This is a genomic window from Mycobacterium colombiense (assembly GCF_001665835.1).
Taxonomy (GTDB): Bacteria; Actinomycetota; Actinomycetes; order Mycobacteriales; family Mycobacteriaceae; genus Mycobacterium; species Mycobacterium colombiense_A.
In genome coordinates, this window is record NZ_LZSX01000100.1 from 47,992 (window position 1) to 70,576 (window position 22,585).

At 68.2% G+C, this 22,585-nt stretch carries 14 protein-coding genes, 2 tRNA genes and 1 pseudogene; 8 read left to right on the plus strand and 9 right to left on the minus strand.

Annotated features, from left to right (window positions below; genetic code table 11):
* Nucleotides 1-114: 114 nt before the first annotated feature.
* The 3 genes from orn (at nucleotide 115) to A5760_RS24785 (ending at nucleotide 1,399) form a co-directional block, all read left to right on the plus strand.
* Nucleotides 115-762: an oligoribonuclease gene (gene orn, locus A5760_RS24775; protein ID WP_064885791.1), complete on the plus strand. Its 648-nt coding sequence runs from the start codon at nucleotides 115-117 to the stop codon at nucleotides 760-762.
* A 55-nt stretch (nucleotides 763-817) separates the two neighbouring features.
* Nucleotides 818-893, plus strand: a tRNA-His gene (locus tag A5760_RS24780).
* Between the two features lie 122 nt (nucleotides 894-1,015).
* Complete coding sequence (locus tag A5760_RS24785) at nucleotides 1,016-1,399, plus strand: hypothetical protein (protein ID WP_064885793.1); 384 nt, start codon at nucleotides 1,016-1,018, stop codon at nucleotides 1,397-1,399.
* Nucleotides 1,400-1,405: 6 nt separating this feature from the next.
* Here A5760_RS24785 and A5760_RS24790 read toward each other — a convergent pair whose 3' ends face one another.
* The 3 genes from A5760_RS24790 to A5760_RS24800 all read right to left on the minus strand — a co-directional run bounded on the left by A5760_RS24790 (nucleotide 1,406) and on the right by A5760_RS24800 (nucleotide 6,081).
* Nucleotides 1,406-2,602 carry a L,D-transpeptidase gene (locus A5760_RS24790; RefSeq protein WP_064885795.1) on the minus strand — a complete coding sequence of 399 codons (1,197 nt, stop codon included), beginning with the start codon at nucleotides 2,600-2,602 and terminating at the stop codon, nucleotides 1,406-1,408.
* Nucleotides 2,603-2,777: 175 nt separating this feature from the next.
* On the minus strand, nucleotides 2,778-3,680 hold the full coding sequence (locus A5760_RS24795) for a DMT family transporter (RefSeq protein WP_064885797.1): 903 nt from the start codon (nucleotides 3,678-3,680) through the stop codon (nucleotides 2,778-2,780).
* Nucleotides 3,681-3,693: 13 nt separating this feature from the next.
* Nucleotides 3,694-6,081 (minus strand): MMPL family transporter, encoded by a 2,388-nt coding sequence (locus tag A5760_RS24800; RefSeq protein WP_064885799.1) that lies wholly within the window; start codon nucleotides 6,079-6,081, stop codon nucleotides 3,694-3,696.
* Between the two features lie 207 nt (nucleotides 6,082-6,288).
* Between A5760_RS24800 and A5760_RS24805 the strand changes: the two genes are divergently transcribed.
* The 4 genes and pseudogenes from A5760_RS24805 to A5760_RS27855 form a co-directional block, all read left to right on the plus strand.
* Nucleotides 6,289-7,527 carry a GNAT family N-acetyltransferase gene (locus A5760_RS24805; RefSeq protein ID WP_064885801.1) on the plus strand — a complete coding sequence of 413 codons (1,239 nt, stop codon included), beginning with the start codon at nucleotides 6,289-6,291 and terminating at the stop codon, nucleotides 7,525-7,527.
* Nucleotides 7,528-7,736: 209 nt separating this feature from the next.
* Nucleotides 7,737-7,812, plus strand: a tRNA-Lys gene (locus tag A5760_RS24810).
* Nucleotides 7,813-7,949: 137 nt separating this feature from the next.
* Nucleotides 7,950-8,216: a hypothetical protein gene (locus A5760_RS24815; RefSeq protein ID WP_064885803.1), complete on the plus strand. Its 267-nt coding sequence runs from the start codon at nucleotides 7,950-7,952 to the stop codon at nucleotides 8,214-8,216.
* Between the two features lie 47 nt (nucleotides 8,217-8,263).
* Nucleotides 8,264-8,404 (plus strand): annotated as a pseudogene (locus A5760_RS27855) (DUF3556 domain-containing protein); the annotation flags it as partial.
* Here the strand turns inward: A5760_RS27855 and A5760_RS24820 are convergent.
* Nucleotides 8,391-8,618, minus strand: a complete 228-nt coding sequence (locus A5760_RS24820) for a DUF3618 domain-containing protein (protein ID WP_064885817.1) — start codon at nucleotides 8,616-8,618, stop codon at nucleotides 8,391-8,393. The pseudogene A5760_RS27855 and the gene A5760_RS24820 overlap by 14 nt on opposite strands.
* A 104-nt stretch (nucleotides 8,619-8,722) precedes the next feature.
* On the opposite strand from A5760_RS24820, the gene bcp reads away from it, so the two are divergent.
* Nucleotides 8,723-9,196 carry a thioredoxin-dependent thiol peroxidase gene (bcp, locus tag A5760_RS24825; RefSeq protein WP_064885820.1) on the plus strand — a complete coding sequence of 158 codons (474 nt, stop codon included), beginning with the start codon at nucleotides 8,723-8,725 and terminating at the stop codon, nucleotides 9,194-9,196.
* Here bcp and A5760_RS24830 read toward each other — a convergent pair whose 3' ends face one another.
* The 5 genes from A5760_RS24830 to A5760_RS24850 form a co-directional block, all read right to left on the minus strand.
* Complete coding sequence (locus A5760_RS24830; protein ID WP_064885804.1) at nucleotides 9,197-10,564, minus strand: cytochrome P450; 1,368 nt, start codon at nucleotides 10,562-10,564, stop codon at nucleotides 9,197-9,199.
* 93 nt (nucleotides 10,565-10,657) lie between these two features.
* On the minus strand, nucleotides 10,658-11,983 hold the full coding sequence (locus A5760_RS24835) for a dipeptidase (RefSeq protein ID WP_064885806.1): 1,326 nt from the start codon (nucleotides 11,981-11,983) through the stop codon (nucleotides 10,658-10,660).
* 10 nt (nucleotides 11,984-11,993) lie between these two features.
* Nucleotides 11,994-12,392, minus strand: a complete 399-nt coding sequence (locus A5760_RS24840) for a holo-ACP synthase (RefSeq protein ID WP_007774057.1) — start codon at nucleotides 12,390-12,392, stop codon at nucleotides 11,994-11,996.
* 25 nt (nucleotides 12,393-12,417) lie between these two features.
* Entirely contained in the window at nucleotides 12,418-21,690 is a 9,273-nt protein-coding gene (locus A5760_RS24845) for a type I polyketide synthase (RefSeq protein ID WP_064885808.1), read from the minus strand.
* 539 nt (nucleotides 21,691-22,229) lie between these two features.
* Nucleotides 22,230-22,585, minus strand: a 356-nt coding sequence (locus A5760_RS24850; protein WP_155764466.1) for a glycoside hydrolase domain-containing protein, incomplete at its 5' end; no start/stop codon positions are given.

Consider the following 22,585-nt stretch of genomic DNA (forward strand, 5'->3'; position numbering starts at 1 on the left):
GCGCCCCTCTTCCCCGATGATTCGGCATGCAGTTCGACAACGCTCACCCTACTTCTCCAGCTCATCCGGGGGCGAGGTCCGGCGCAGGCGTCAGTTGGGCCTAGTCTGAGCGCTGTGCGAGACGAATTGGTGTGGATCGACTGTGAGATGACCGGGCTTGATCTGGGCTCGGACAAGCTGATTGAGATCGCAGCGCTGGTGACCGACGCCGATTTGAACATTCTCGGCGAGGGAGTCGACGTGGTGATCCATGCCGACGATGCCGCGCTCGCGGCGATGGGCGAAGTGGTCACCGAAATGCACTCGCGCTCCGGGCTGACCGACGAGGTGCGGACATCCACCGTCGACCTGGCGACCGCCGAGGCGATGGTGCTGGACTACATCGGCGAACACGTCAAGCAGCCCAAGACGGCGCCGCTGGCCGGCAACTCCATCGCCACCGACCGCGCCTTCCTCGTGCGCGACATGCCCGCCCTGGACTCGTTCCTGCACTACCGCATGATCGATGTGAGCTCGATCAAAGAGCTGTGCCGGCGCTGGTACCCGCGGATTTACTTCGGTCAGCCCGTCAAGGGGCTGGCCCACCGGGCCCTGGCCGATATCCACGAATCCATCCGCGAGCTGCAGTTTTACCGGCGAACCGCGTTCGTCGCGCCGCCGGGGCCCTCTACCAGCGAAATCGAGGCGGTTGCCACCGCCCTTGACGGCGGAAAAGACGCACCGGGACCAAACGATTCGGCCAGCGCGCCGCCAACCGGCTAGTATCGACGTCGCCGCTCGTTGACCGTCATCGTGCGAGGGTCGGCTTGCGGCCGTGGTGGGTGTAGTTCAGTTGGTAGAGCGTCAGGTTGTGATCCTGAATGTCGCGGGTTCGAGTCCCGTCACTCACCCCACAGGTCAGGGAGCATCACCGCTCCCTGACCTTTTATGGTGCTACCGTCTCCGCGCAAACGCACGCACCCGTAACTGGAAAGTAGTGAACAGCCAACGTCCCGCCCCGCCCCGACCCCGGCGCATGCGCCCGGGGGCAACGGCTGTCGCGGGGGTCGCGCTGTTCCTCGCGGGCTGCGGCGGGTCGAGTCACACCGCGACGACCGTCACGTCGACGCTGCCCGCCGAGACCAAAACGGTGACGAAGACCGTCGCCCCGCCACCCCCGCCGGGGCCGAAGACATCCATCGAGAACAACGGCACCTACATCGTCAACAAGGACATCGCGGCGGGCACCTATCGCACCGATGGCGGCAAATCCGGGTGCTATTGGGCGAGGCTGCGCAGCTTCAACACCAACGACGTCATCGACAACAACGTGGGCGACGGCCAGCAGGTGGTCCGGATCTTGCCGACCGACGCCGCGTTCATGACGCGCAGTTGCGGGACGTGGCAAAAGATCGACTGACCGCCGTCAGGTGTTGGCGTTGCCCGCTTTCCACTGCGGCCAGGGGATGTTCCAGTCGCCCAGCCCCTCGATGCCCGGCAGCGTCGGCCCGACCGTGTGCACCACCTCGACGAGGTCGCCGCTCTTGCTGTGGTCGTAGAACCACTCGGCGTTGCTCGGACTCACGTTCAGGCACCCGTGGCTGGTATTGGTGTGGCCCTGGGCGCCCACCGACCACGGCGCGGAGTGCACAAAGACGCCGCTGTAGGACATCTGGGTGGCCCAGTCGACTTCGGTGCGATATCCGTTGGGCGAGTTGACCGGAACGCCGTAGGTCGAGGAATCCATGATGATGTGCTTGAACCGCGCACCAATGATGTAGACGCCGTTGGCCGTTGGGGCGCTGTCCTTGCCCATCGACGTCGGCATGGTCTTGACGACATCACCGTTGACCCGCACTGTCACCGTCTTCGTGGTGTCGTCGGCCGTCGAGATCACCTCGTCACCGATGGTGAAGTGCGTCTTGACGTTGTCCTCGCCGAACATCCCGTCGCCCAGGTCCACCCCGTAGGTGTTGACCGCCACGTCGATGGCTGTTCCGGACTTCCAGAAACGCTCTGGGCGCCAACGCACTTCGCGGTTGTTGAGCCAATAGAACGCACCCTCGACCGGAGGGTTGGTGGTGATGTTGATGGCCTTCTGGGCGGCCGCGCGGTTCGCGATGTTCTCGTCGAAGCGGATCGCCACCGGCTCACCGACGCCCACCACGTCGCCGTCGGCCGGGCTGATGTAGGGCATGGTCAGGTGCGCCGGTGAACTGGTCTCGAAGGTCATCTGCTTGCTGGTCGCGCCGCCCAGGCCGGTCGCCTTCGCGTTCAGTGTGTAGCGCCTGTTGTAGCCGAGTTGTTCGGTGGTCGACCAGCGCAGCCCGTCGGGACTGAGCTGCCCACTGATCGACTTACCGTTCTCGTTGACCATGGTGACCGACGCGAGCACGCCGTCGGCGACGATCACCGTGACGGGCGCATCCACGGTCACGCCGACGGCGCCGTCGGTCACCGAGGCGGTGAGCTTGGGGACCAGCAGGTCGGCCAGCGGGGTGCCCTTGTCGAAGATGACTTTCACCGGTGCCGCCGCATGGTTGCCATTACACGCGGCGGCGAAGACAGCAATCGGAACCATCGCGGCTACCAGCCACGATCGTCGTCTCCGCAAATGCTTCATCCAGTGACCTTCCGTATGAATCTCCAGTTGGTCACCGCTGACCAGCGAGGTAGCTGCAGGCATTCTAATGGCTTTGGCCGACGCTCCCAGACGTATGCGAGGCGGGGCTGCCGATCGGTGTCACCACCGCAATGAATTCGTCATTCGGGCCGGGTCCGGCCCCGCCGCGGGCCGATCAGGCCGGCGAGCGGACCTCATCGCGCAGCTGCGCCTCGACGCTGTCGCGGGTGCTGACGGCCTCGACGCGCGCGAGTTTGACGATGGCCGCCGTCATCGCCAGCGCGGCCGCCACCAGGGCGATCATCCCGGCACGACCCGTGTTCAGCGTCTCGCCGAGCACGACGACGCCGAGCACCGCCGCCACCACGGGCTGCGACATCTGCAGGGTCGGCATCGACGCGGTCAGCGGACCCGCCCGAAACGCCGACTGGCTCCACGCGACACCCCCCACCGCGACCAGAATGCACGCGTACAACTCCGGGGTCCGAATCACCGCGCCCGCGCCGTCGCCCAGCCGGGCGACGACCTCCTTGGCGAGCACCGCGAAGACGCCCCACAGCGACCCCGACACGAAGGCGAACAGCGCCGCGGCCGCCGCACCACCCCAGATCCGGCCGGCCACCGCGCATCCGACCAGCAGCGGCCCCAGGACGACGGCCACGGCGGCCCAGGTTCGCAGCGAGGCGCCCGCATGACCGGCCTCCGGGTTGCCCACGACCACGACCACGATCACCGCGGCCGTCAGCAAAGCGGCCCACACCCATTCGCCGCCCGTCACGGTGCGGTGCGAAAACCAGGCGTCGATGGGCAGCGCGAACAGCACCGAGGACGTCAACAGCGCCTGCACCATCAGCACCGAGCCCTCGCCCAGCGCCGCGGCCTGCAACGCGATGCTCGCCACCAAAAGTAGTGCGCCCCACCACCACCGCTGATTGCGCAGCAGGCCGGCGAACAATTCGACGGTGCCTACCGAGCGGTCGGCGATGCAGTGCGTCGCGCGCTGCTGCAGCACGTCACCGCTCGCCACGCACAGCGCGGAGCTCACTGCCAGCAGTGCGGCGATATTCGCATGAGCCATAAGGGTTTCCGTATCAACTTCTGCCGGGCGCGGCTCTGGTGTACCACCTTCTGGCCATGCGCGCCCCGGGCGCGTCCGCGGCCCAGCGGCGCCGGCCCACCGCGACGGCCTCGCCCTCCCCCGTCGCGGACCGGTCCCGCAACAACGCCGACCACCGCGGCGCCCACCACGTCCAGCGACCAAGCAGGTGAATGAAGGCCGGCACCAAGACCATCCGCACCAACGTGGCGTCGACGAGCACACCGAGTGTGAGGCCCAGACCCAGCATTCGCATGAATGACACGTGCGCGGGGATCAATGCGGCGAAGGAAATCGACATCACCACCGCGGCGGTGGTGACCACCCGGCCGATGCCGGCGATGCCCAGCGCGGTGCTCTCGTCGGTGGCGGCGCGCGCCTCGGCCACGGTCGGTGGCGTCTCCCGGCCGGCTTGCGAGGCCAGCCAGTACTCGTGGATGCGCGAGACCAGGAACACCTCGTAATCCATGGCCAGCCCAAAAGCGATGCAGAACAACAGCACTGGGATGTTGGCGTTCAATGTTCCGTTGGGCGTGGTACCCAGCGCGCCCAGGTGGCCGTCCTGGAAGATCCACACCATCGCCCCGAATGCCGCCGTCAGTGACAGCACGTTGCACACCAGCGCCTGCAGCGGCAGCACCGCGCTGCCGGTGAGCAAGAACAGCAGCATGAAGGTGATCAGCGCGATCAGCCCGAACACGAGCGGCAGTCGCTGGGTGATCGCATCGACGCTGTCGCGGTTGATCTGGGCCAGGCCGGTCATCTGCACCGACCGTCCGGCCGGCCCGCCGACCTGATGCAGTCGGTCGAGCTGGGTGTTGGAGGCCTGCGAATACAGCGGCGCCCTGCTGTCCACGGTGAGGAATGCGCTGCCGTTGGCCATGCCGGTGGCCGCGGCGGGCGGCCCCGCCCGGTTTCCGGCCACGAACGTCCCGGTCGGCGCGGTGACCGCGGAGACGCCGGACACCCGGGACAGCTCGGCGGCGTAGCGCTGCAGGTCGCCGGGGGTCACGCCGTGGGCGTCGGGGACGACGACGGACACCGAGGTTCCCAGCCCGTTGGCGAAATCGTGGTCCAGCATGTCGGCCACCTGGCGCGCCGACGCCGATCGAGGAAGCACGCGCTCGTCGGGAAAGCCCCACTTCACGCCCAGAAACGGGACCCCCAGCAACAGCAGCAGCGCGACGACGCTCAAGCCGGCCGGCATGGCGCGGCGCAGGACGAACTTGGTCGAGCGGTACCAGAACTGCGCCACCAGCGGCTGGTGCGCGTGATCGCGGAATGGCCGCTGCCCGTGCAGGATGCGGTGCAGCACTCGGCGGGCGTTCATCGTGTCCAGTCGGGGCCCCAGCAGCACGATGGCGGCCGGGGTGACGACCACGGTCGCGACCGCGACAATGGCCGCGGTGGCCACGATGGTGTAGGCGGAAGATTTCAGGAAGTACATCGGGAACAGCGCCATCACCGCCATTGACAACCCGACCGTGGTGGCGGAGAACAACACCGTCCTGCCCGCGGTGGCCATGGTCCGCAACAGCGCGTCATGCCGCGCCATCGTCCGCAGCAGCTGCTGGTTACGGTTCCGGTCCTCGGTGCGGGCCAGTTCCTCGCGGTAGCGGGTGATGATCAGCAGGTTGTAGTCGATCGCCAGGGCGAGGCCCATCGCGATGCTGAGGTCTAGTGCGTACGTCGACACGTCGGTGGCGAAGCTGATCAGCCGCAACACCGACATGGTGCACACGATGGCCAAGGTGCCCAAGACGATCGGCATTGCCGCGGCCACCACCCCGCCGAGCACCCAGACCAGCACGGCGAAGCTCAGCGGAATCGCGATGGACTCCATCAGCAGCAGGTCGCGCTGGTTCTGGTCGTTGATCTGCGCATACGCCACGGCCATGCCGCCGGCGCGCACGGTGACGCCGTCGCGGTCATGCACCAGGTCCTTGGTCAGCGCGCTGGCGTATCGCTGCGCGTCGTTCTCCCCGCCCTTGAGGCCGGCCACGATCATTCCGGACTTGTCGTCCTTGCTGATCAGCTGGGCCGCGGCCGCCGGCGGCGACGTCCACGGCGACGAGACGTTCAGCACCCACGGCGAACGTTTCAGCTGGTCGGCGATCTCGGTGCCGACCAGGCGCGCCTGGTTACCCCGGGCGCCGGTGGGTGCGGTCACCACGATCAGCATCTGCTGATCGGTCTGGTTGAACTTGTCCCGCAGGGTGTCGGTCGCCCGCGATGACTCCGAGGTGGGGTCCTGAAAACCCCCGCCGGATACGCCGTTGACCACCGGAAGCCCGAAGATCGCGGCGCCCAAAAACACCAGCACCGCGATCGCGATGATGCGGCGCGGCGCGGCGATGGCAAGCCGGGTGATTACTTGCAGCATGGCGTATCGCCTACCCGAAACCGCGCCATTTGACCCGCCCGCTGTTGAATTGCTCACATCGGCGCGTATTCGTGGCACGTCGTCCCGATATTCGGATCGAGGTTTGACGCTCGAGCACTCGGGTATCGAATCTAAAAGTGCACACCGTACTTGTATTCGGCGTGCGCAGTGCCGGTTTGCCTGGGCTACAACCAGATTGGATGTGCAATGGACGACACGGACGACGGCACGAATATCCGGCATCCCACCGAAGACGACTGGCAGGCGGTCTTTGAGAATCAGGCCCGGACATTCGGCGACCCGGTGGGTCCCGAAGACCTCGAGGCGTGGAAACGCCGAGTCAGCCTCGAGGACATTCTCATTGCCGAGGACGTCTCCGATCCGGAGCATCCAAATCTGGTGGGAACGTCCATCATCTACCGCTCGCGGCTCACCGTGCCGGGTGGTGCCAATCTGCGGGTCGCGTGGCTGACGATGATCGCCGTTGCGTCAACGCATCAGGGCGAGGGGCTCTGGGCGCAGCTCAGCGCCAAGGGACTTGGAATACTGCTGGACCGCGGCTATCCGATCGTGTGTGGCGTCCCGACGCAGACCGCGATGTACGACGGTTTCGGCGCCGGCGTGTCGAGTTACAGCCACACCTATGCCATCGACCGCCGTTTCGCGAAGTTGCGCGACAAGCCCCGCCGGATTCGGGCGCGCGAGGTCAACGCCGCCGAGGCGCGACGGCACCTGCCCGAGCTCTATGAAAGATGGTGTGCCGCAACCAATGGCGCGATATCCCGGGACGAAGCGTGGTGGGCCGACTCTCTGGACGACCGACCGACCCAGCGCGGCAACGGATCTGCGCTGCATTACACCATTCACCCTGACGGCTTCCTGACCTACCGGGTGGTCGGCTCGCACCAGCACGCGTTCCGCCCGCCGCTGGGCACCGTAGTCGTCGAAGACTTCTGCCCCATCACCGATGAAGCACACACCGAGCTGCTGCAGACGCTTCTGGTCTTGGAGATGTTCTATCGCATCGAGATCGATGTGCCGCCCGACGATCCGCTGCCGCTCAAACTCGTCGACCAGCGCGCGGCTGAAACCAAGGGCGTGAGCGACTTCCTGTGGGTGCGCATCAACGACGTCCCCGAAGCACTTGGCGCCCGCACCTACGGCGCCGATGCCGACATCGTGCTGGACGTCACAGACCCGCTCGAGCTCGCGGGAGGGCGCTTCCAGTTGCAGATCCGCGGCGGCGCCGGGAAGTGCACGCCCCACGACGGGTCCCCCGACATCGAGATCGGGCTGGCCGACTTGGCCACCATTTACATGGGGGCGCATCGGGCTTCCCAGCTGGCCCGCGCCAACCGCATCACCGAAGTGCGCCAGGGAGCGCTGGGCGCGCTGGACGCGGCCTTCAGCACCGACCGGACACCCTTCTGCGGCACGGTGTTGTAAACGGAATTCGTTACGCGACAGCGTCTTTCACCAGTACACGGGATTTCGCGGCGAAAAGTCGACAACGGCCAGGCGATGGCCGGCCAGGGCGAACTCGGACGTTTAACGGTGTGCCCACTCCCGGGGCCGCTATCCTGGAACGAGGTCGGGATTTCACTCCGTGGCGCAACGCCTGTTATTGTCGCCTACGCGGTCTCGGCCGACCACAAGCGCCGTTAGCTCAGTTGGTAGAGCAGCTGACTCTTAATCAGCGGGTCCGGGGTTCGAAACCCTGACGGCGCACCAGCCCACCAAATATTTATTTGGGGGCTTCTCCGCCTCGATGGGGGTTCGCCCGTTGGGTAACAATCTCCGAGAAATCCTTTCCCCAGTAACCCCGCCAGCCCTACCATCTGTGCGACGGGGTTTTTCAAAGGGGACTTGTGAAAACTGAGCTGAAGTGGGTCGACCCCTACGAGGGCCACTTCCATGCCAACATCGACGACCGCAGCGAGTATCGAGTCCACGCGGTCTCGACGGGCGGCTTCCGCGCCGAGCGCGTAGATGACGGCTTTGTGCACCACGACCTGGGCCGGGCAACCACCGCCGCCGAGGCGCAAGCGATCTGCCAGGACCTGCACACCCGGACCATGCGGCGCGCCGCATGGGAGGCCTATATGGCCGAGAACGACCCGCCCTGCTGGGAGTAGCCGAAATACCGATACGCGCGGCGCCGTGGGCTCCCGCGCCGAACGGATTGCAGGAATACCGGCTGGTCGACGCGGCGACGGGCGAATTCGAACGCTGCTACTGCGACGTCGACGACATCGCCACCAACCAGCCCTGGGCCGACGACATTCCGGTGTACGTCCAGGCCGGCCGCGTCACCGATTCCTGACGCGGCGCACCGTCACCACCACGACGAGCGCCCCGACGCCGGCCAGCGACGCGAGCACCACGGGCTTGCGCACGAATCGAATCACCCGGATCTTGATGTCGTCGGCGAGGCGCCGGGGGTTGGCCCGCTCGGCAAGCGAGTCGACGGTGGCCGCCAGCTGGTCACGGGCGACGTCGATGTCCTGCTTGATGGCTTCGGGGTCCCGGTCCGCCACTGTGTCCTCCAAGTCGCCCACTATCCGGCTCATGCACCTGCCCGAACTACCCTAGATCAGCTGGCGGTAACCCCGACGCTCCGGTGAACAGAAAGGGACCCACCTTGACCGAGACCACGCGGCTTGCACCGGGCGACAAAGCGCCCTCCTTCAGCCTGCCCGACGCCGACGCCAACTTGGTATCCCTGGCCGACTACAAGGGACGTCGCGTCGTCGTGTACTTCTACCCGGCCGCGTCGACGCCGGGCTGCACCAAGCAGGCGTGCGACTTTCGGGACAGCCTGGCCGAGCTCAATGGCGCCGGCCTGGACGTCATCGGGATCTCCCCCGACAAGCCGGAGAAGCTCGCCAAGTTCCGCGACGCCGAGAAGCTGACGTTCCCGCTGCTGTCCGACCCCGAGCGCAAGGTCCTGAGCGCCTATGGCGCCTACGGCGAAAAGCAGATGTACGGCAAGACGGTCACCGGCGTCATCCGCTCGACGTTCGTGGTCGACGAGAAGGGCAAGATCGCCGTCGCGCAGTACAACGTGAAGGCGACCGGCCACGTCGCCAAGCTCCGCCGCGACTTGGACGTCTAGTCAGTCGCCGATGACGGCTGGCTGGTTGTACTCGGTGATGGGCCGCGCGACCCCCTGCTCGTCGCAGACCCGTTGCAGCTTCTCCAGCGTCTCGTCGATCCCCGGTCCAAGCCGGCCGCCGGGCGTGAAGGTGGCCGGCAGGTGCTGCATGCCCTGGATCACGCCGATCGTCGGATAGTGCACGGTGCCCTCGGGGTCGCAGCGGTAGTCGGGCATCCGGTCGAGCACCGCCGTGAGCATCGACTTGAACACGACCCGCGCGACGTTGGAGCCGATGCAGCGGTGAACGCCGAGCCCGAAGCTGAAGTGCCGGTTGTTCTTTCGGCTCAGATCTAGTCGGTTCGGCTCGGGAAACACTGAGGGGTCGCGGTTGGCCATCGCCCAGGACAGCCACAGGCGATCGCCCTCCTTGAACCGCGTGCCCGCTATTTCGAGATCGGCGGCGATCGTGCGACCGTCGCCGGGTGCGGGCGTGAAGTAACGCAGGAATTCTTCGGTCGCCGAGTCGAGCAGCGTTTCCGATTCGCGCCTGAGCAGTTCGCGCTGTTCGGGATTTTCGCCCAGCCATTCGAGCGCGTGCGCGGTCAGCGCCGTCGTCGTGTCGAAACCTCCGCCGATGATCAAGCCGAGCATTCCGAGCAGTTCGGCGTCGGGGGCGGGTTCGCCGTCGATCTTCAGTCTCGCCAACGCGTCCACAATGCCGGGGCGCGGGTTCTCTCGGATTTCGAGGAGGTGGTTGAACAGGTCCGCTCCCATCGCCATCGTCTGCTCCAAAACCCTTGGGGCGTCCGGGGAATCGGCGGGGGTGTAGACGTTGGCGTGGGCCGGCTCGCAATAGAGCTGCCACTTCTTCAGCGGAACGCCCATCATCGCCAGTGTCAGGACGGCGGGCACGACATTCGCGAGATCGTCGACGAAGTCGATCCGCCCGGCTTCGATTTTCTCGTCGATGCTCGCCCGCACGATCTCGTCGACAAACGGCTTCCAGCGCTTGACGGCCGCGGGCGACAGGTAGGGGTTGAGGATGCTGCGATAGGCGGAGTGCTCGGGTTCGTCCATCTCGAGCATGCCGCCGCGGACGCCGGTGCCCTGCGGCAGCGTGGGAATCGTGATGCCTTTGTAGCCGGTGCCTTCACCGGTGACGTCGTGGTCGTTGGACACGTGTGGGCATCGGGCGAGCTCGAAGACCTCCCGGTTGCCCGCGGCTACCCAGTGCCCGTCGTAGGTGTCGGTCCACGCCACCGGGCACCTGGCGTGCATCTCCTCGGTGATGACGGTGAACCGCTCGCGGTACTCCGGGGTGTGGCGATCAAAGTGGTAACGGTTGGTCTTGCCGGCGTCTCCGGCCAGGGTGTTTTCCGTGCTCACGGTGGCGTCTCCTGCGGACGAGTGGCTGCCTACAGAAGCAGTATGCGACGAGACCATCGGTCTCGTTAAGCATTCTGGCGGTCGAGTTTCCCCTCAGCCCAGGTTGGCCAGCAGCAGCGCCTCGGCGATCGCCGCGCGTTCCAGCACCCCGAGGTGCAGGCTCTCGTTGATGCTGTGGGCCTGCGTTGCGGGGTCCTCCACGCCGGTGACGAGGATCTTCGCCTGCGGGAAGGCCTCGGCGAATTCGGCGATGAACGGAATCGACCCGCCCATGCCCATGTCGATCGGGTCGACGCCCCACCCCTGACGGAATGCCTGGCGGGCGGCGTCGTAGACGCTGCCGGTGGCGTCGATGGCGTAGGGCTCGCCGACGTCGCCGCGGGTGACGCTGACCTGCGCTCCCCACGGCGCATGCTGTTGCAGATGCGCGGTCAATGCGTCCAGGTGTGCGGCCGCGTCGCCGCCGGGCGCGACGCGCATGCTGATCTTGGCGCGGGCCCGCGGGATCAACGTGTTGGACGCCTTGTCGATGGGTGTGGTGTCGATGCCGATCACGGTGATCGCGGGTTTGGCCCACAGCCGCTGCGGCGCGGAACCCGACCCGATTTCGGACACCCCGTCCAGCAGTCCGGAGTCGGCACGCACCCGCTCGGGCGGGTAATCGACTGCGGCGGCGGTGCTTTCGTGCAGACCGGCGACGGCCACGTTTCCGTCGTCGTCGTGCAGGCTGGCCAACAGCCGCACCAGCACGCTCAGCGCGTCGGGCACCACCCCGCCCCAGATGCCGGAGTGCAGGCCGTGGTCGAGCGTGGCGACTTCGACGACGCAGTCGACCAGGCCGCGCAGCGTGACCGTCAGCGCCGGGATGTCGGTGCTCCAGTTGTCCGAGTCGGCGATGACGATCACGTCGGCGGCCAGCGCATCGCGGTGCGCGGCCAGCAGCCGGCCCAGGGACGGCGACCCGGATTCCTCTTCGCCCTCGACGAACACCGTCACGCCCACCGGCGGCCGCCCGGCGTGCGCCCGAAACGCCGCCAAATGCGTTGCGATGCCAGCCTTGTCGTCGGCGCTGCCGCGCCCGTAGAGCCGGCCGTCGCGCTCGGTCGGTTCGAAGGGCGGCGACGCCCATTGGCTGCGGTCGCCCTCGGGCTGGACGTCGTGGTGGGCGTACAGCAGCACGGTCGGCGCGCCGGGGGGCGCCGGGTGGCGGGCGATGACGGCCGGCGCTCCCCCTTCGCTGACGATCCGTATGTCGCCGAAACCGGCCTGCGACAACAAATCCGCGACGGCCCGCGCGCTGCGGTGTACCTCGTCGCGGCGGCCGGGATCGGCCCACACCGATTCGATGCGCACCAGGTCTTCCAGATCGCGGCGAACCGACGGCAGCAGCTCGCGGACGCGCTCAACCAGATCGCTCATGGGATCGAGGCTAGTCGGCGGTCGTCTCCAGGATCGCCACCGCGGCGGCGGTATCGCCCTCGTGCGTCAGCGAGACGTGAATGATCACGTCGGCCAGGTGTTTGGCGATGTCGCCGCTCAGCCGGACCCGCGGACGCCCCCACATGTCGGTGACCACCTCGATGTCGCGGTGGATGTCCTCCGGCAGCACCGGCCGCTGGGCGAACCGCGATCCCGACCACGCCTTGATCACGGCCTCCTTGGCGGCCCACCGGGCCGCCAGGTGACGCGCCGCCGACGAACTCTTGTCCGACGCATCGCGGCGCTCCCCCGGCGTGAACGTCTCGGAGAAGACGGTGCCCGGCTGGTCGACCTGCTCGGCGAAATCAGGGATGGAGACGAGATCGATCCCCACACCGACAATCCCCATGGGTCGCCAGGCTAACGGACCGACGTCATCCGGCAGAGACCTGGTAGGCCTCGCCGTCGCCCAGCCGCGAATCCGGGTTCAGCAGCATCGCCGCCTCCTGACGCTTCTCCGACCCGTCATGGTCGAAGCGACGATTCGGCGGCCGCTCGTACATCGGCGCGCCACCGGCGATCGCCGACGCCAGCCGCCGCTGACCGGCCAGCAGGCGCGCATCCGCGCGCCGCTGGTAGTCCGCGCGCTGCTGCGGGTCGAGCGCTGCGACGAACGCCTGCGGGTGCACCAGCGCCACCAGCCCCGAAACGTGGCCGAACCCAAGGCTGGTCACCAAGCCCGCCTTGAGCGGGAACTTCTCCCCGAGCCGCAGGGTCTCGCGCACCCACACGAAGTGGGCCGAGCCGGCCAGCTCGTCGTCGACGCAATCCAGGCTGCGGTTCGGCGGGATCACCCCGTCGCGCAGGATCTGGCACAGCCCCATCATCTGGAAGACCGCCGCGCCGCCCTTGGCGTGCCCGGTGAGGCTCTTCTGCGACACTACGAACAGCGGCGCGCCCTCGGAGCGGCCGAGCGAATCGGCGAGCCGCTCATGCAGTTCGGTCTCGTTGGGATCGTTGGCCAGGGTCGACGTGTCGTGCTTGGAAATCACGGCGACGTCGTCGGCGCCCACACCGAGCCTGCCCAGCGACCGCGCCAGCGCCGAATCCTTGCCGCCACGACCGGCGCCCAGCGCGCCCAGCCCCGGCGCCGGGATCGACGTGTGCACGCCGTCGGCGAACGACTGCGCGTAGGCCACCACCGCCAGCACCGGCAGACCCATCTTCAGCGCGAGGTCGCCGCGCGCCAGCAGGATGGTGCCGCCGCCCTGCGCCTCGAGGAACCCGAGCCGGCGCCGATCGTTGGGCCGGGAGAACTTCGAGTCGTGGATGCCGCGGCCGCGCATCATGGAAGTGTCTGCGGTGGCCGCCATGTCACCGAAGCCGATGATGGCTTCCAGCGTCAGGTCGTCGAACCCGCCGGCGACCACCAGCTCGGCCTTGCCGAGACGGATCTTGTCGACGCCCTCCTCGACCGACACCGCCGCGGTCGCGCACGCGCCCACCGGGTGGATCATCGCGCCGTAGCTGCCGACGTAGCTCTGAATGACGTGCGCGGCAACGACGTTCGGCAGAACTTCCTGCAGGATGTCATTGGGCTTGTTCCGGCCGAGCAGGTTGCCGTGATACATCGTCTGCATCGACGTCATGCCGCCCATGCCGGTGCCCTGCGTGCTGGCCACCAGGCCCGGGTGCACCCACCGCATCAATTCAGCCGGGGTGAATCCCGAAGACAGGAACGCGTCGACGGTCGCGACGATGTTCCACAGCGCCACCCGGTCGGTCGAGCTGGCCATGTCCTGGCTGATGCCGAACACGGTCGGGTCGAACCCGGTCGGGATCTGCGCGCCGACGGTCCGCGACAGCTTGGTCTTCCGCGGCACCCGAATCTCGGTGCCCGCCTTGCGGGTGACCTGCCAGTCGCTGGAGTCGGGCACCGGCCGGATGATCGTGTGTTCCGGATCGAACTCGACGAAGGCGCGCGCGTCGGCCTCCGAGGACACCACGAACGCGAAGTCCTTGTCCAGGAACACCGACACCAGCAGCGGCGACGCGTGATCGGGGTCGATCGCGCCGTCGTCGACGAACTCGCGGATGCCGCAGCGCTCGACGACGGTGTCGTGGTAGCGCTCGACCAGCTCGGACTCGTCGACCAGATCACCGGATTGCGTGTCGTACCAACCGGGTTGGGGGTCGTCCTCCCAGCGGATCAGGCCGGTGGTCCAGGCCAGCTCCAGGACGCCGGCCGCCGACAGTTCGTTGTCGACCTCCATCTCGAAGCGGGTCCGCGACGAGCCGTAGGGGCCGAGTTCCGCGCCTCCGACGATGACCACCAGATCGGCCGGGTCGACGTCGAGGTCCGCCCATGTCGGCGGCGGCGCCGGGGTGAAGCCGCGCGGCGGGGACGGCAGCGCGGCAATGGTGCCCTCGGTGCCGGCCTCGTCGGAGGCCTCCTCACCCGAGGTGGCCTGCTCGCGTGCCTTGGCGGCCAGCTCGGCCATGTCGAGCTTGGCCTCGCCCAGCCCGCCGGTCAGGTCCGCCTTGATCGGCGCACCGGCCGCGGCCACCTTGGACTCGATGTCGCAGAGGGACAGCAACATTGCCGCCATCTCGTCGGTCGAGTAGGTGGTGACGCCTGCCTCTTCAACCGCGTCGACGATGGCGTCGTTGTGGCCCATCAGCCCGGTGCCGCGGGTCCAGCCGATCAGCGCGTGCGCCAGGCTGACCCGGGCCGCCCACGACGACTCGGCGTGCCAGCGGCTCACCAGGGCGTCCAGCGCCGACTTGGCCTCACCGTAAGCGCCGTCACCGCCGAACATTCCGCGGTTCGGCGAGCCGGGCAGCACCACATGCAGCCGCGATGCGATGTCGCGCTCGGCGCCGATCTTCGACAGTCCGCCGATCAGCCGCTGCACGGCCCACAGCAGCACCTTCATCTCCATCTCGGAGCGCGAGCCGGCCTCGGACAGGTCGCCCGCGACCCGCGGTGCGGCGAACGGGAACAGCAGCGTCGGGGTCTGCGCGTCCTTGATGTGAATCGATTGCGGCCCAAGGCTTTCGGACTGCTCGGTGCCCACCCACTCGGCCAGTGCGTCGATGTCGGAGTAAGACGCCATGTTGGCCGCGACCACCCACAGCGCCGCGCCGAACCGGGCGTGGTCGCGGTAGAGCCCGCGGTAGAAAGCCAACCGCTCGTCGTCGAGCTTGGACGTAGTGGCGATGACGGTGGCACCGCCGTCGAGTAGCCGCCCGACGACCGATGCGGCGATCGAGCCCTTGGAGGCGCCCGTCACCACCGCAACTTCGTGGCTGTAGCGGCCCGGGTCCGGGTTCTCGGCGCCGGCCGCGATCCGCCCGTACAGCGATGCGTGAATCTGCCGGCCCGCGGACAGGGCCTTGCCCTGCCACCAGGTGGCCTGGGTGGCCACGACATGGCCTGCGCCCTCGAACCTTTCGGACAGGTCCACCCAGCGGGCGTCGATGTCGCCCTCGTCGGCCAGCCAGAGCTTGACCAGGTCTTCGCGGGCGCTGGCCCACCGATCGTCGAACAGCACGGCCTTCTTCGGCTCGAACACCGGTGCCACCAGCCGTGGCCAGTCGGCGCCGAGTTCGGTGGTCACCAGGTCGATGAGCTCGGCATCGGTGGCCGCGGGCGAAGCGCTGACCGGGTCGTCCAGGCCCAGCTGGTTGAGCACCAGGCGCGCCGCCGATGCCAGCACGCCGTCGCGGCCGGTGATCTGGTCGGTGAATTCGCTCAGCGCGGCGGCATCGATGGTCGCACCGCCGCCGCCACCGCCCGAAGACGGCAGCGCCACCGCGATGCCGCGACGCGCGGCGACGGAAGCCACCGCGGCATCGATCGCCTTGTCGACGGCAGCGGCGTCGGCCAGTGCACCCTCGTGCAGGTGGCCGATGGCACCGCCACGGACACTGGTCCCCTCGCGGGTGCCCAGCGCGACCTCGACCGTGACGTGCTTGGCCCAGCCCTCGCCCAGCTCCCACGTCTTCTTGACCCGCTCGGCGATGGCCCCGGGCCGCTTACCCGATGGCCCCAGCACCGTGCGCAGCTGGTCGTTGATCGCGTCGGAAAGCACTGGGCCGTAAGGCTTGTAGGTGCGCGCCAATTTGGTGACCTGCGCGCGCAGCCCGGCCAGGTCGGCTTCGGCGGCGCCGTCGATGGCGCCCAGGTTCAGCTCCGAACCCAGGTCCACCAGCAGCTGGTTGCGCCGCGACGACGCACCGTCGGTGATGGATTCGATGGAGTCCAGCTCCTCGATCTGGTCGATGCGCATCTTGGCCGACAGCGCGATCAGCGCCAGCGTGGCATCGGCGGCGTCGAACCCGATGTCGTCCGGTCGGGCCGCACCCGACGGCGCGGTCGGCGCGGCGGCGGGGGCCGCCGGAACGGCCGCGGCCGACTCCGGTGCCGACGCACTGTCGGTGGGCGCCTCCGGCTCGTCCTCGAGCTCCGGCTCGGGGTCGGTGTCGGTGGCGAACAGCACCGCCGCGTCGCGCTCGGCGTTGAGCACTTCCACTGTGCTGTGCGCATATTCGGGCAGCTTCAGGGTGTTGGTGGCCAGGCCCGCGACGGTCGGTGCGGACTTCACACCGATCTCGACGAACCGCTCCACCCCCAGGCCGCCGGCGGCCTCTTCGGTGAACAGCAGGTCCTGGGTTTCGATCCAGCGCACCGGGCTGGCGAATTGCCATGCCAGCAGCTCGATCAGGACGATGCGGGCCATCTCGATGCGGCGCTCGGCAAGCCAGGTGTCGTAGTCGGCCAGGATCGGGTCGAGCGGCTCGGCTGGCACCAGATCGCGGATCTCCTGAATGAAGTCGCGGTCCAGGGTGAACGGACGCGGCACCAGGTTGGGGATGTAGCGCCCGATGATGACGTCGGGATCCTTGTCGCGCGGCATGACCCGGTCGAGGGAACGGCGGAACTCCGCCACCCCGACCCGTAGCACGCGGGAGTGGAACGGCACGTCGATACCGGGCACCAGGATGAAGGAGCGCTTGCCACCGGTGATCTCACGGCGCCGCTCCACCTCTTCCTCGAGCGCCTCCAGGCCGCGCACCGTGCCGGCGATCGCGTACTGCGACCCGCGCAGGTTGAAGTTGACGATCTCAACGAACTCACCGGTCTTCGCCGCAATATCGGCGACGAACGCCGGCACCTCGTCGTCGGGCAGGTCGATCTGCGACGGCCGAATGGCCGCCAGCCGGTAGTTGGACCGGCCCAGCTCGTCGCGCGGAACGATGTCGTGCATCTTCGATCCGCGGTGAAACACCGTCTCCAGCAAGGCTTCCAGCTCATAGATGCCGGTCACGCAGGCCAGCGCGGTGTACTCGCCGACGGAGTGGCCGCAGGCGATCGCGTCCTCGACGAAGGCGCCCTGCTCGCGCATCTCGGCGACCTGCGCCGCGGCAACCGTGGCCATCGCGACCTGGGTGAACTGGGTCAGGTACAGCACGCCCTCGGGATGGTTGTAGTGCACACCGCTGGCGATGATGCTGGTCGGGTTGTCGCGCACCACGTGCAGGACCGAGAAGCCCAGGGTGTCGCGGGTGAACTTGTCCGCTTTGTCCCACACCTTGCGGGCGGCCTTGGACCGGGCCCGGACGTCCATGCCCATGCCCTTGTGCTGGATGCCCTGGCCGGGGAACGCGTAGACGGTGTGCGGGGCGGCCAGGCGTGCCGTCGCCGACATCACCAGATCGGATCCGATCCGGGCAGTGACCTCCAAAACCTCGGCGCCCTGGTCGATTCCGACCCGGTCGACGCGGAACGCGACCTCGTCACCGGGACGCACCATGCCCAGGAAGCGCGCGGTCCAGCCGATCAGCCGCGCCGGCGGGCGGGCCTGACCATCGGTGGCGGTCACCGCGTGCTGGGCGGCGGCAGAGAGCCACATGCCGTGCACGATGGGCGATTCCAGGCCGGCCAGCAGCGCGGCGGCCCGGTCGGTGTGGATGGGGTTGTGGTCACCGGAGACCACCGCGAACGGACGCATGTCGACCGGCGCCGAAATGGTGACGTCGCGGCGGCGCCGGCGCGGGGTGTCGGTCGCGTTCTTCGAGACCGCGCCGCCGGCGTGCGTCGGGTCGATCAGTTCGGCGACCCCGGTGCGGCCCAGGATGGCGAAACGCTCATCGAGGGTGGCGATCGTCCGACCGTCGGTGCCGGTGATGGCGACCGAGACCGGGACGACGCGGCCCATGTCGGTGTCGATGGCCACCGAAGCCGTTGCGGTGATTGTCAATTGCGACTGGATCGTCGGCAGCTTGCCCACCATGTGGGCGGCGTGATCCAGATGCACCAGGCTGAGCAGGCCCTCGACGACCGGGACGCCGGCGTCGGTGACGGCCGAGCCGATCGCCGAGAAGACGGCGGGCCAGCACGGTCCGACGAGCGCGTCCGGCACCGTGGTGAGGCTGGGCGCCAAGGGTTCTCCGAAGGTGGCCGTGACCCCGGTGTGGTCGGCGACCCGCTCGGGGTCCCAGTCCACCGAGACCGTGGCCGTTCCGTCGGTGACCGCGGGCAGGAACTCCGGCCCGTCGACGCCGGCCGCGATGGCCAGCACCGCGCGCATGGCCGTGGCGGCGTCCTCGGTGGAGACCACCGGGGTGGCACCGTCAACGGTGTTGGGCGGCAACGTGAATGGGATGTCGATCCACGTGCCCGACACCGGAACGCTGAGCACCACGCGGTCGCCGTCGACCTGAAGCCGCGCGCCGGTGGACGAGTGCGTGGCGCGGCGGCTCTCGGGTCCTTCAGAGCCTGGGTGCACCAGCCAGTCGGAGGGATCGGCGATGCGGTGGACCGGGTTCGTCGCGGTGCGGCCGGCCCATTGGACATCGGGGGCATCCAGCACAACGGCCAGCGGGCCGGTGACGTCCGCGCGGCCCGTCCGGCGTGACGTGACGGCCTTGGGCTCCGCTCCGGCGGCGAGCGCCTGGTCGATGGCCGCCTGCTCGAAGCGGTCCAGCAGTTCACCGACGGGCTCGTCCATCCGGGTGATGCCCGCGACGGCGGCGGTACCCGGAATGATGCACACCTGATCGGCGTCGTAGCGGGCGTCGTGCGCCTGCCACAGCGAATCGCTGCGCCACCAGCGCCGCACGTCCTTGTCGATCACCGGCACGAAGTTGACCGGCTTGCCCAGCAGCTTGCACAGCGTGACGAAGAACGGGACGTCGGCCGGGTGCAGCTGCACTCGTTCGGCGTCGGGGTAGTGCGCCAGCAGGGTGGCGATGGCCTCGGCAGGATTTTCCAGCAGCCGCGCACCGTCGGCGGTGGAGCCGTCGAACAGCGTCTCGATGGGACCGAAATCCTGTGCATGCAAACGGGCTTCGGCCCGCTGCAGCATCTGCTCGAAACGGTCGCGCCAGGTGTCGGCCAGCCACGGGCTGCCCGGCGAAGCGGTGTCGGCGGTGGAATCGCCGTCCCCGATGGACAATTCGACGTAGCGCTGCAACCACTGCAGGTAGGTCATCTCACCGGCGTCGCCGAAGTACGGCTTGGCGGTGTTGGCCATCGCCGCGATGATCTCGTCGCGACGCTCCGCGACGGCGTCCGCGTCACCGGCGACCTCGTCGAGAAGCCGTCCGCACCGCGACGCGCTGTTGTCGATCTCATGGATGTCCGCACCGAGCTGGCTGCGGCTGGAAGCCATTCCGCCCGAGGCTTTTCCGGCGCCGATCCAATGATCGGTGCCCTGGGTTTCGACCAGCATCCGCTTGACCGCCGGCGACGTGGTGGACTCCTTGGCCGCCATCGCCGCGGTGCCGACCAGGATGCCGTCGATCGGCATCAGCGGGAAGCCGTACGCCTGCGCCCAGCGTCCGGACAGGTATTCGGCCGCGCGCTCAGGCGTGCCGATGCCGCCGCCGACGCAGACGGTGATATTGGAGCGCGACCGCAATTCGGAGTAGGTCGCCAGCAGCAGGTCGTCGAGGTCTTCCCATGAGTGGTGGCCGCCGGCGCGTCCACCCTCGATGTGCGCGATCACCGGCTTGGCGGACACCTCGGTCGCGATGCGGATGACCGAGCGGATCTGCTCGACGGTGCCGGGCTTGAAGACGACGTGGCTGATGCCGACCTCGCCCAGCTCCTCGATCAGCTCGACGGCCTCCTCCAGATCCGGGATGCCGGCGCTCACCACCAGACCGTCGATGGCCGCGCCGGACTGACGCGCCTTCTGCACCAGCCGCTTGCCGCCCACCTGCAGCTTCCACAGATACGGGTCCAGGAACAGCGCGTTGAACTGGTAGGTCCGGCCGTCCTCGAGCAGCCCGGCCAGCTGCTCGATACGGTCGGCGAAGATCTCCTCGGTGACCTGCCCGCCGCCGGCCAGCTCGGCCCAGTGCCCGGCGTTGGCCGCGGCGGCCACGATGTGGGCGTCGACGGTGGTCGGGGTCATGCCGGCCAACAGGATCGGCGAGCGCCCCGTCAGCCGGGTGAACTTCGTCGAGAGCTTGACCCTGCCGTCGGGCAGACGAACCAGCGTCGGGGCGTAGCTGGACCAGGCCCGCGCCACCTCGGGGACAGCGCCGACGGTGAAGAGGTTGCGCTGGCCGCCGCGGGTCGCCGCGGGCACGATGCCCACACCGAGGCCGCGGATCACCGGCGCGGTCAGCCGGGTCAGGATGTCGCCGGGGCCCAGGTCAAGAATCCAGCGGGCGCCGGCGTCGTTGACCCGGGTGATCTCCTCGACCCAGTCGACCGGGCGCACCAGGATGGACTCGGTCAATTGCCGGGCCAGCTCGACGTCCAGGCCGACCTTCTCGGCCCAGCTGCCGACGACGTCGATGCCGTCGGCGAGGCGGGGGGTGTGGAAGCCCACCTCGACCTGCACCGGGTCGAAGACCGGCGAGAAGCCGTCGCCGCCGCGCAGCTTGTTCTTCCGGTCGGCTTCTTCCTTCTCGGAGATCTGCTGGCAGTAGAGCTCGAAGCGGGACAGCTGTTCCGGGGTGCCGGTGATGACGACCGAACGGCGGCCGTTGCGGATGGACAACACGGGCGGCAGCACGGTGCGCACGTCCTGCGCGAACTCGTCGAGCAGCCGGCCGATGCGTTCGGGATCGGCGTTGGTGACGGACACCATCGGCGGGCGGTCGCCGAGCACTGAGATGCCGCGCCGGCGGGCCACCAGGGTCCCGGCCGCGCCGATCAGCTGGGCCAGAGCCAGCAGCTCGGCGTCGCGGGCGCCCCCGGCCTTCAGCGCCTCGACGGCGAGCACACCCTGGGAGTGTCCCGCGACGGCCACCGGGGGCGTCGCCTTCAGGTCCATGCCTTGGCGAGCCAGCGCCCGCACGGCCGCGATCTGGGTGAGCAGCACACCCGGGATCGACACCGCGGCCGAGGTCAGGTGCTTGTCCGAGGGGACCGGATCCTCCGCCGCCAGCGCACGCACCCACGACAGCGGCTCGAAGCCGATCGGACGCACCACGACGAGCTCTTTGGCCACCGGCTCGAGGAGCAGGTTGACCTCACCGACCAGCGTTGCCAGGTCGGACTCGATGCCGGCCGACGACACCAGTTCTTCGAGGGTCTCCAGCCAGGCGCTGCCCTGGCCGCCGAATGCCACGGCGTAGGGCTCGCCGGCCGTCAGGCGGTCGACGAGGGCGTGGGTGTCCCCGGCGTGTGGGGCCTTGCCTTGGCCGTCGCGGTCAGCGGACACCCGGTCGTGCTCGTGGATCGTCACCTTGTCTGCTCCCCTGTATACGTCTTTAGGTCTCGTTCGTCTGGCGGTCACCACCGCCGGGCGGGGTTCTGTCGATGCGGCGTGCTTCGGCGTCGAATCACAGCCGGGAAAACGGCTGGCCGGTGTGTTGTCGGCGGACCGCCCGGCTGGTGCTGAGCGGCGCGACGGACTCCATCGGCTGTACTAAGAGTGTCATAAGGATCGACCTTCGTTTCGCGTGCTGATCGGTTACTGATGAGTTCTACGCATCGGTAACCGTGTCCTGGGTAACACCCGCTTTCATCGGCGGCGCGAACCCGATTACCAAACCCGCTGCATGAAGGTGGTTACGGTCGAGTAGCTATAACTGCGCAGATCAAGGCAGTCTTGTTATCGAATCGTTATATAAATTTTTTGGGTCGTGGAGTGCCGTCACGGTGCCGCGGGCGGCATCGGAAGACGAACGCCCGCCGGCGGGCCACCGGAGAATGAGCGAACGAGTGTTTGCTGGAATTTCTAAGAGTCCGCGCCCCGACGGGGCAGGGCGACGGCAGCGGGCCCTAGGCCCACTGGCCGAATTGGGGCTTGAGGATCTCGTTGATGTCGACGCCGACCCCTCCGACGCTGCGTTTGTCGATTTCAACCTGGTGCAAGTTGGCCGCCGGGTGGGCATATCCCTTGGGCGAGCCCCAGTTGTGCTGCCAGAAGTAGGAGCCCAATCCGTCGTGTAGCGCCCAGTCGATGGTTTTCGAATTGGCGTACACGCCTGTGCGCTGATGACCGATCACCGACTCCCAGGAACGCAGGTAGGGCGCCACCTGGCTCTTGTACTGCTCGTAGGAGGGGTCGTCGTCGATCGAGGCATAAATGGGTGCACTGGCAGGCCCACCGGCCGCGGCGTGCAGCTGCATCCCGC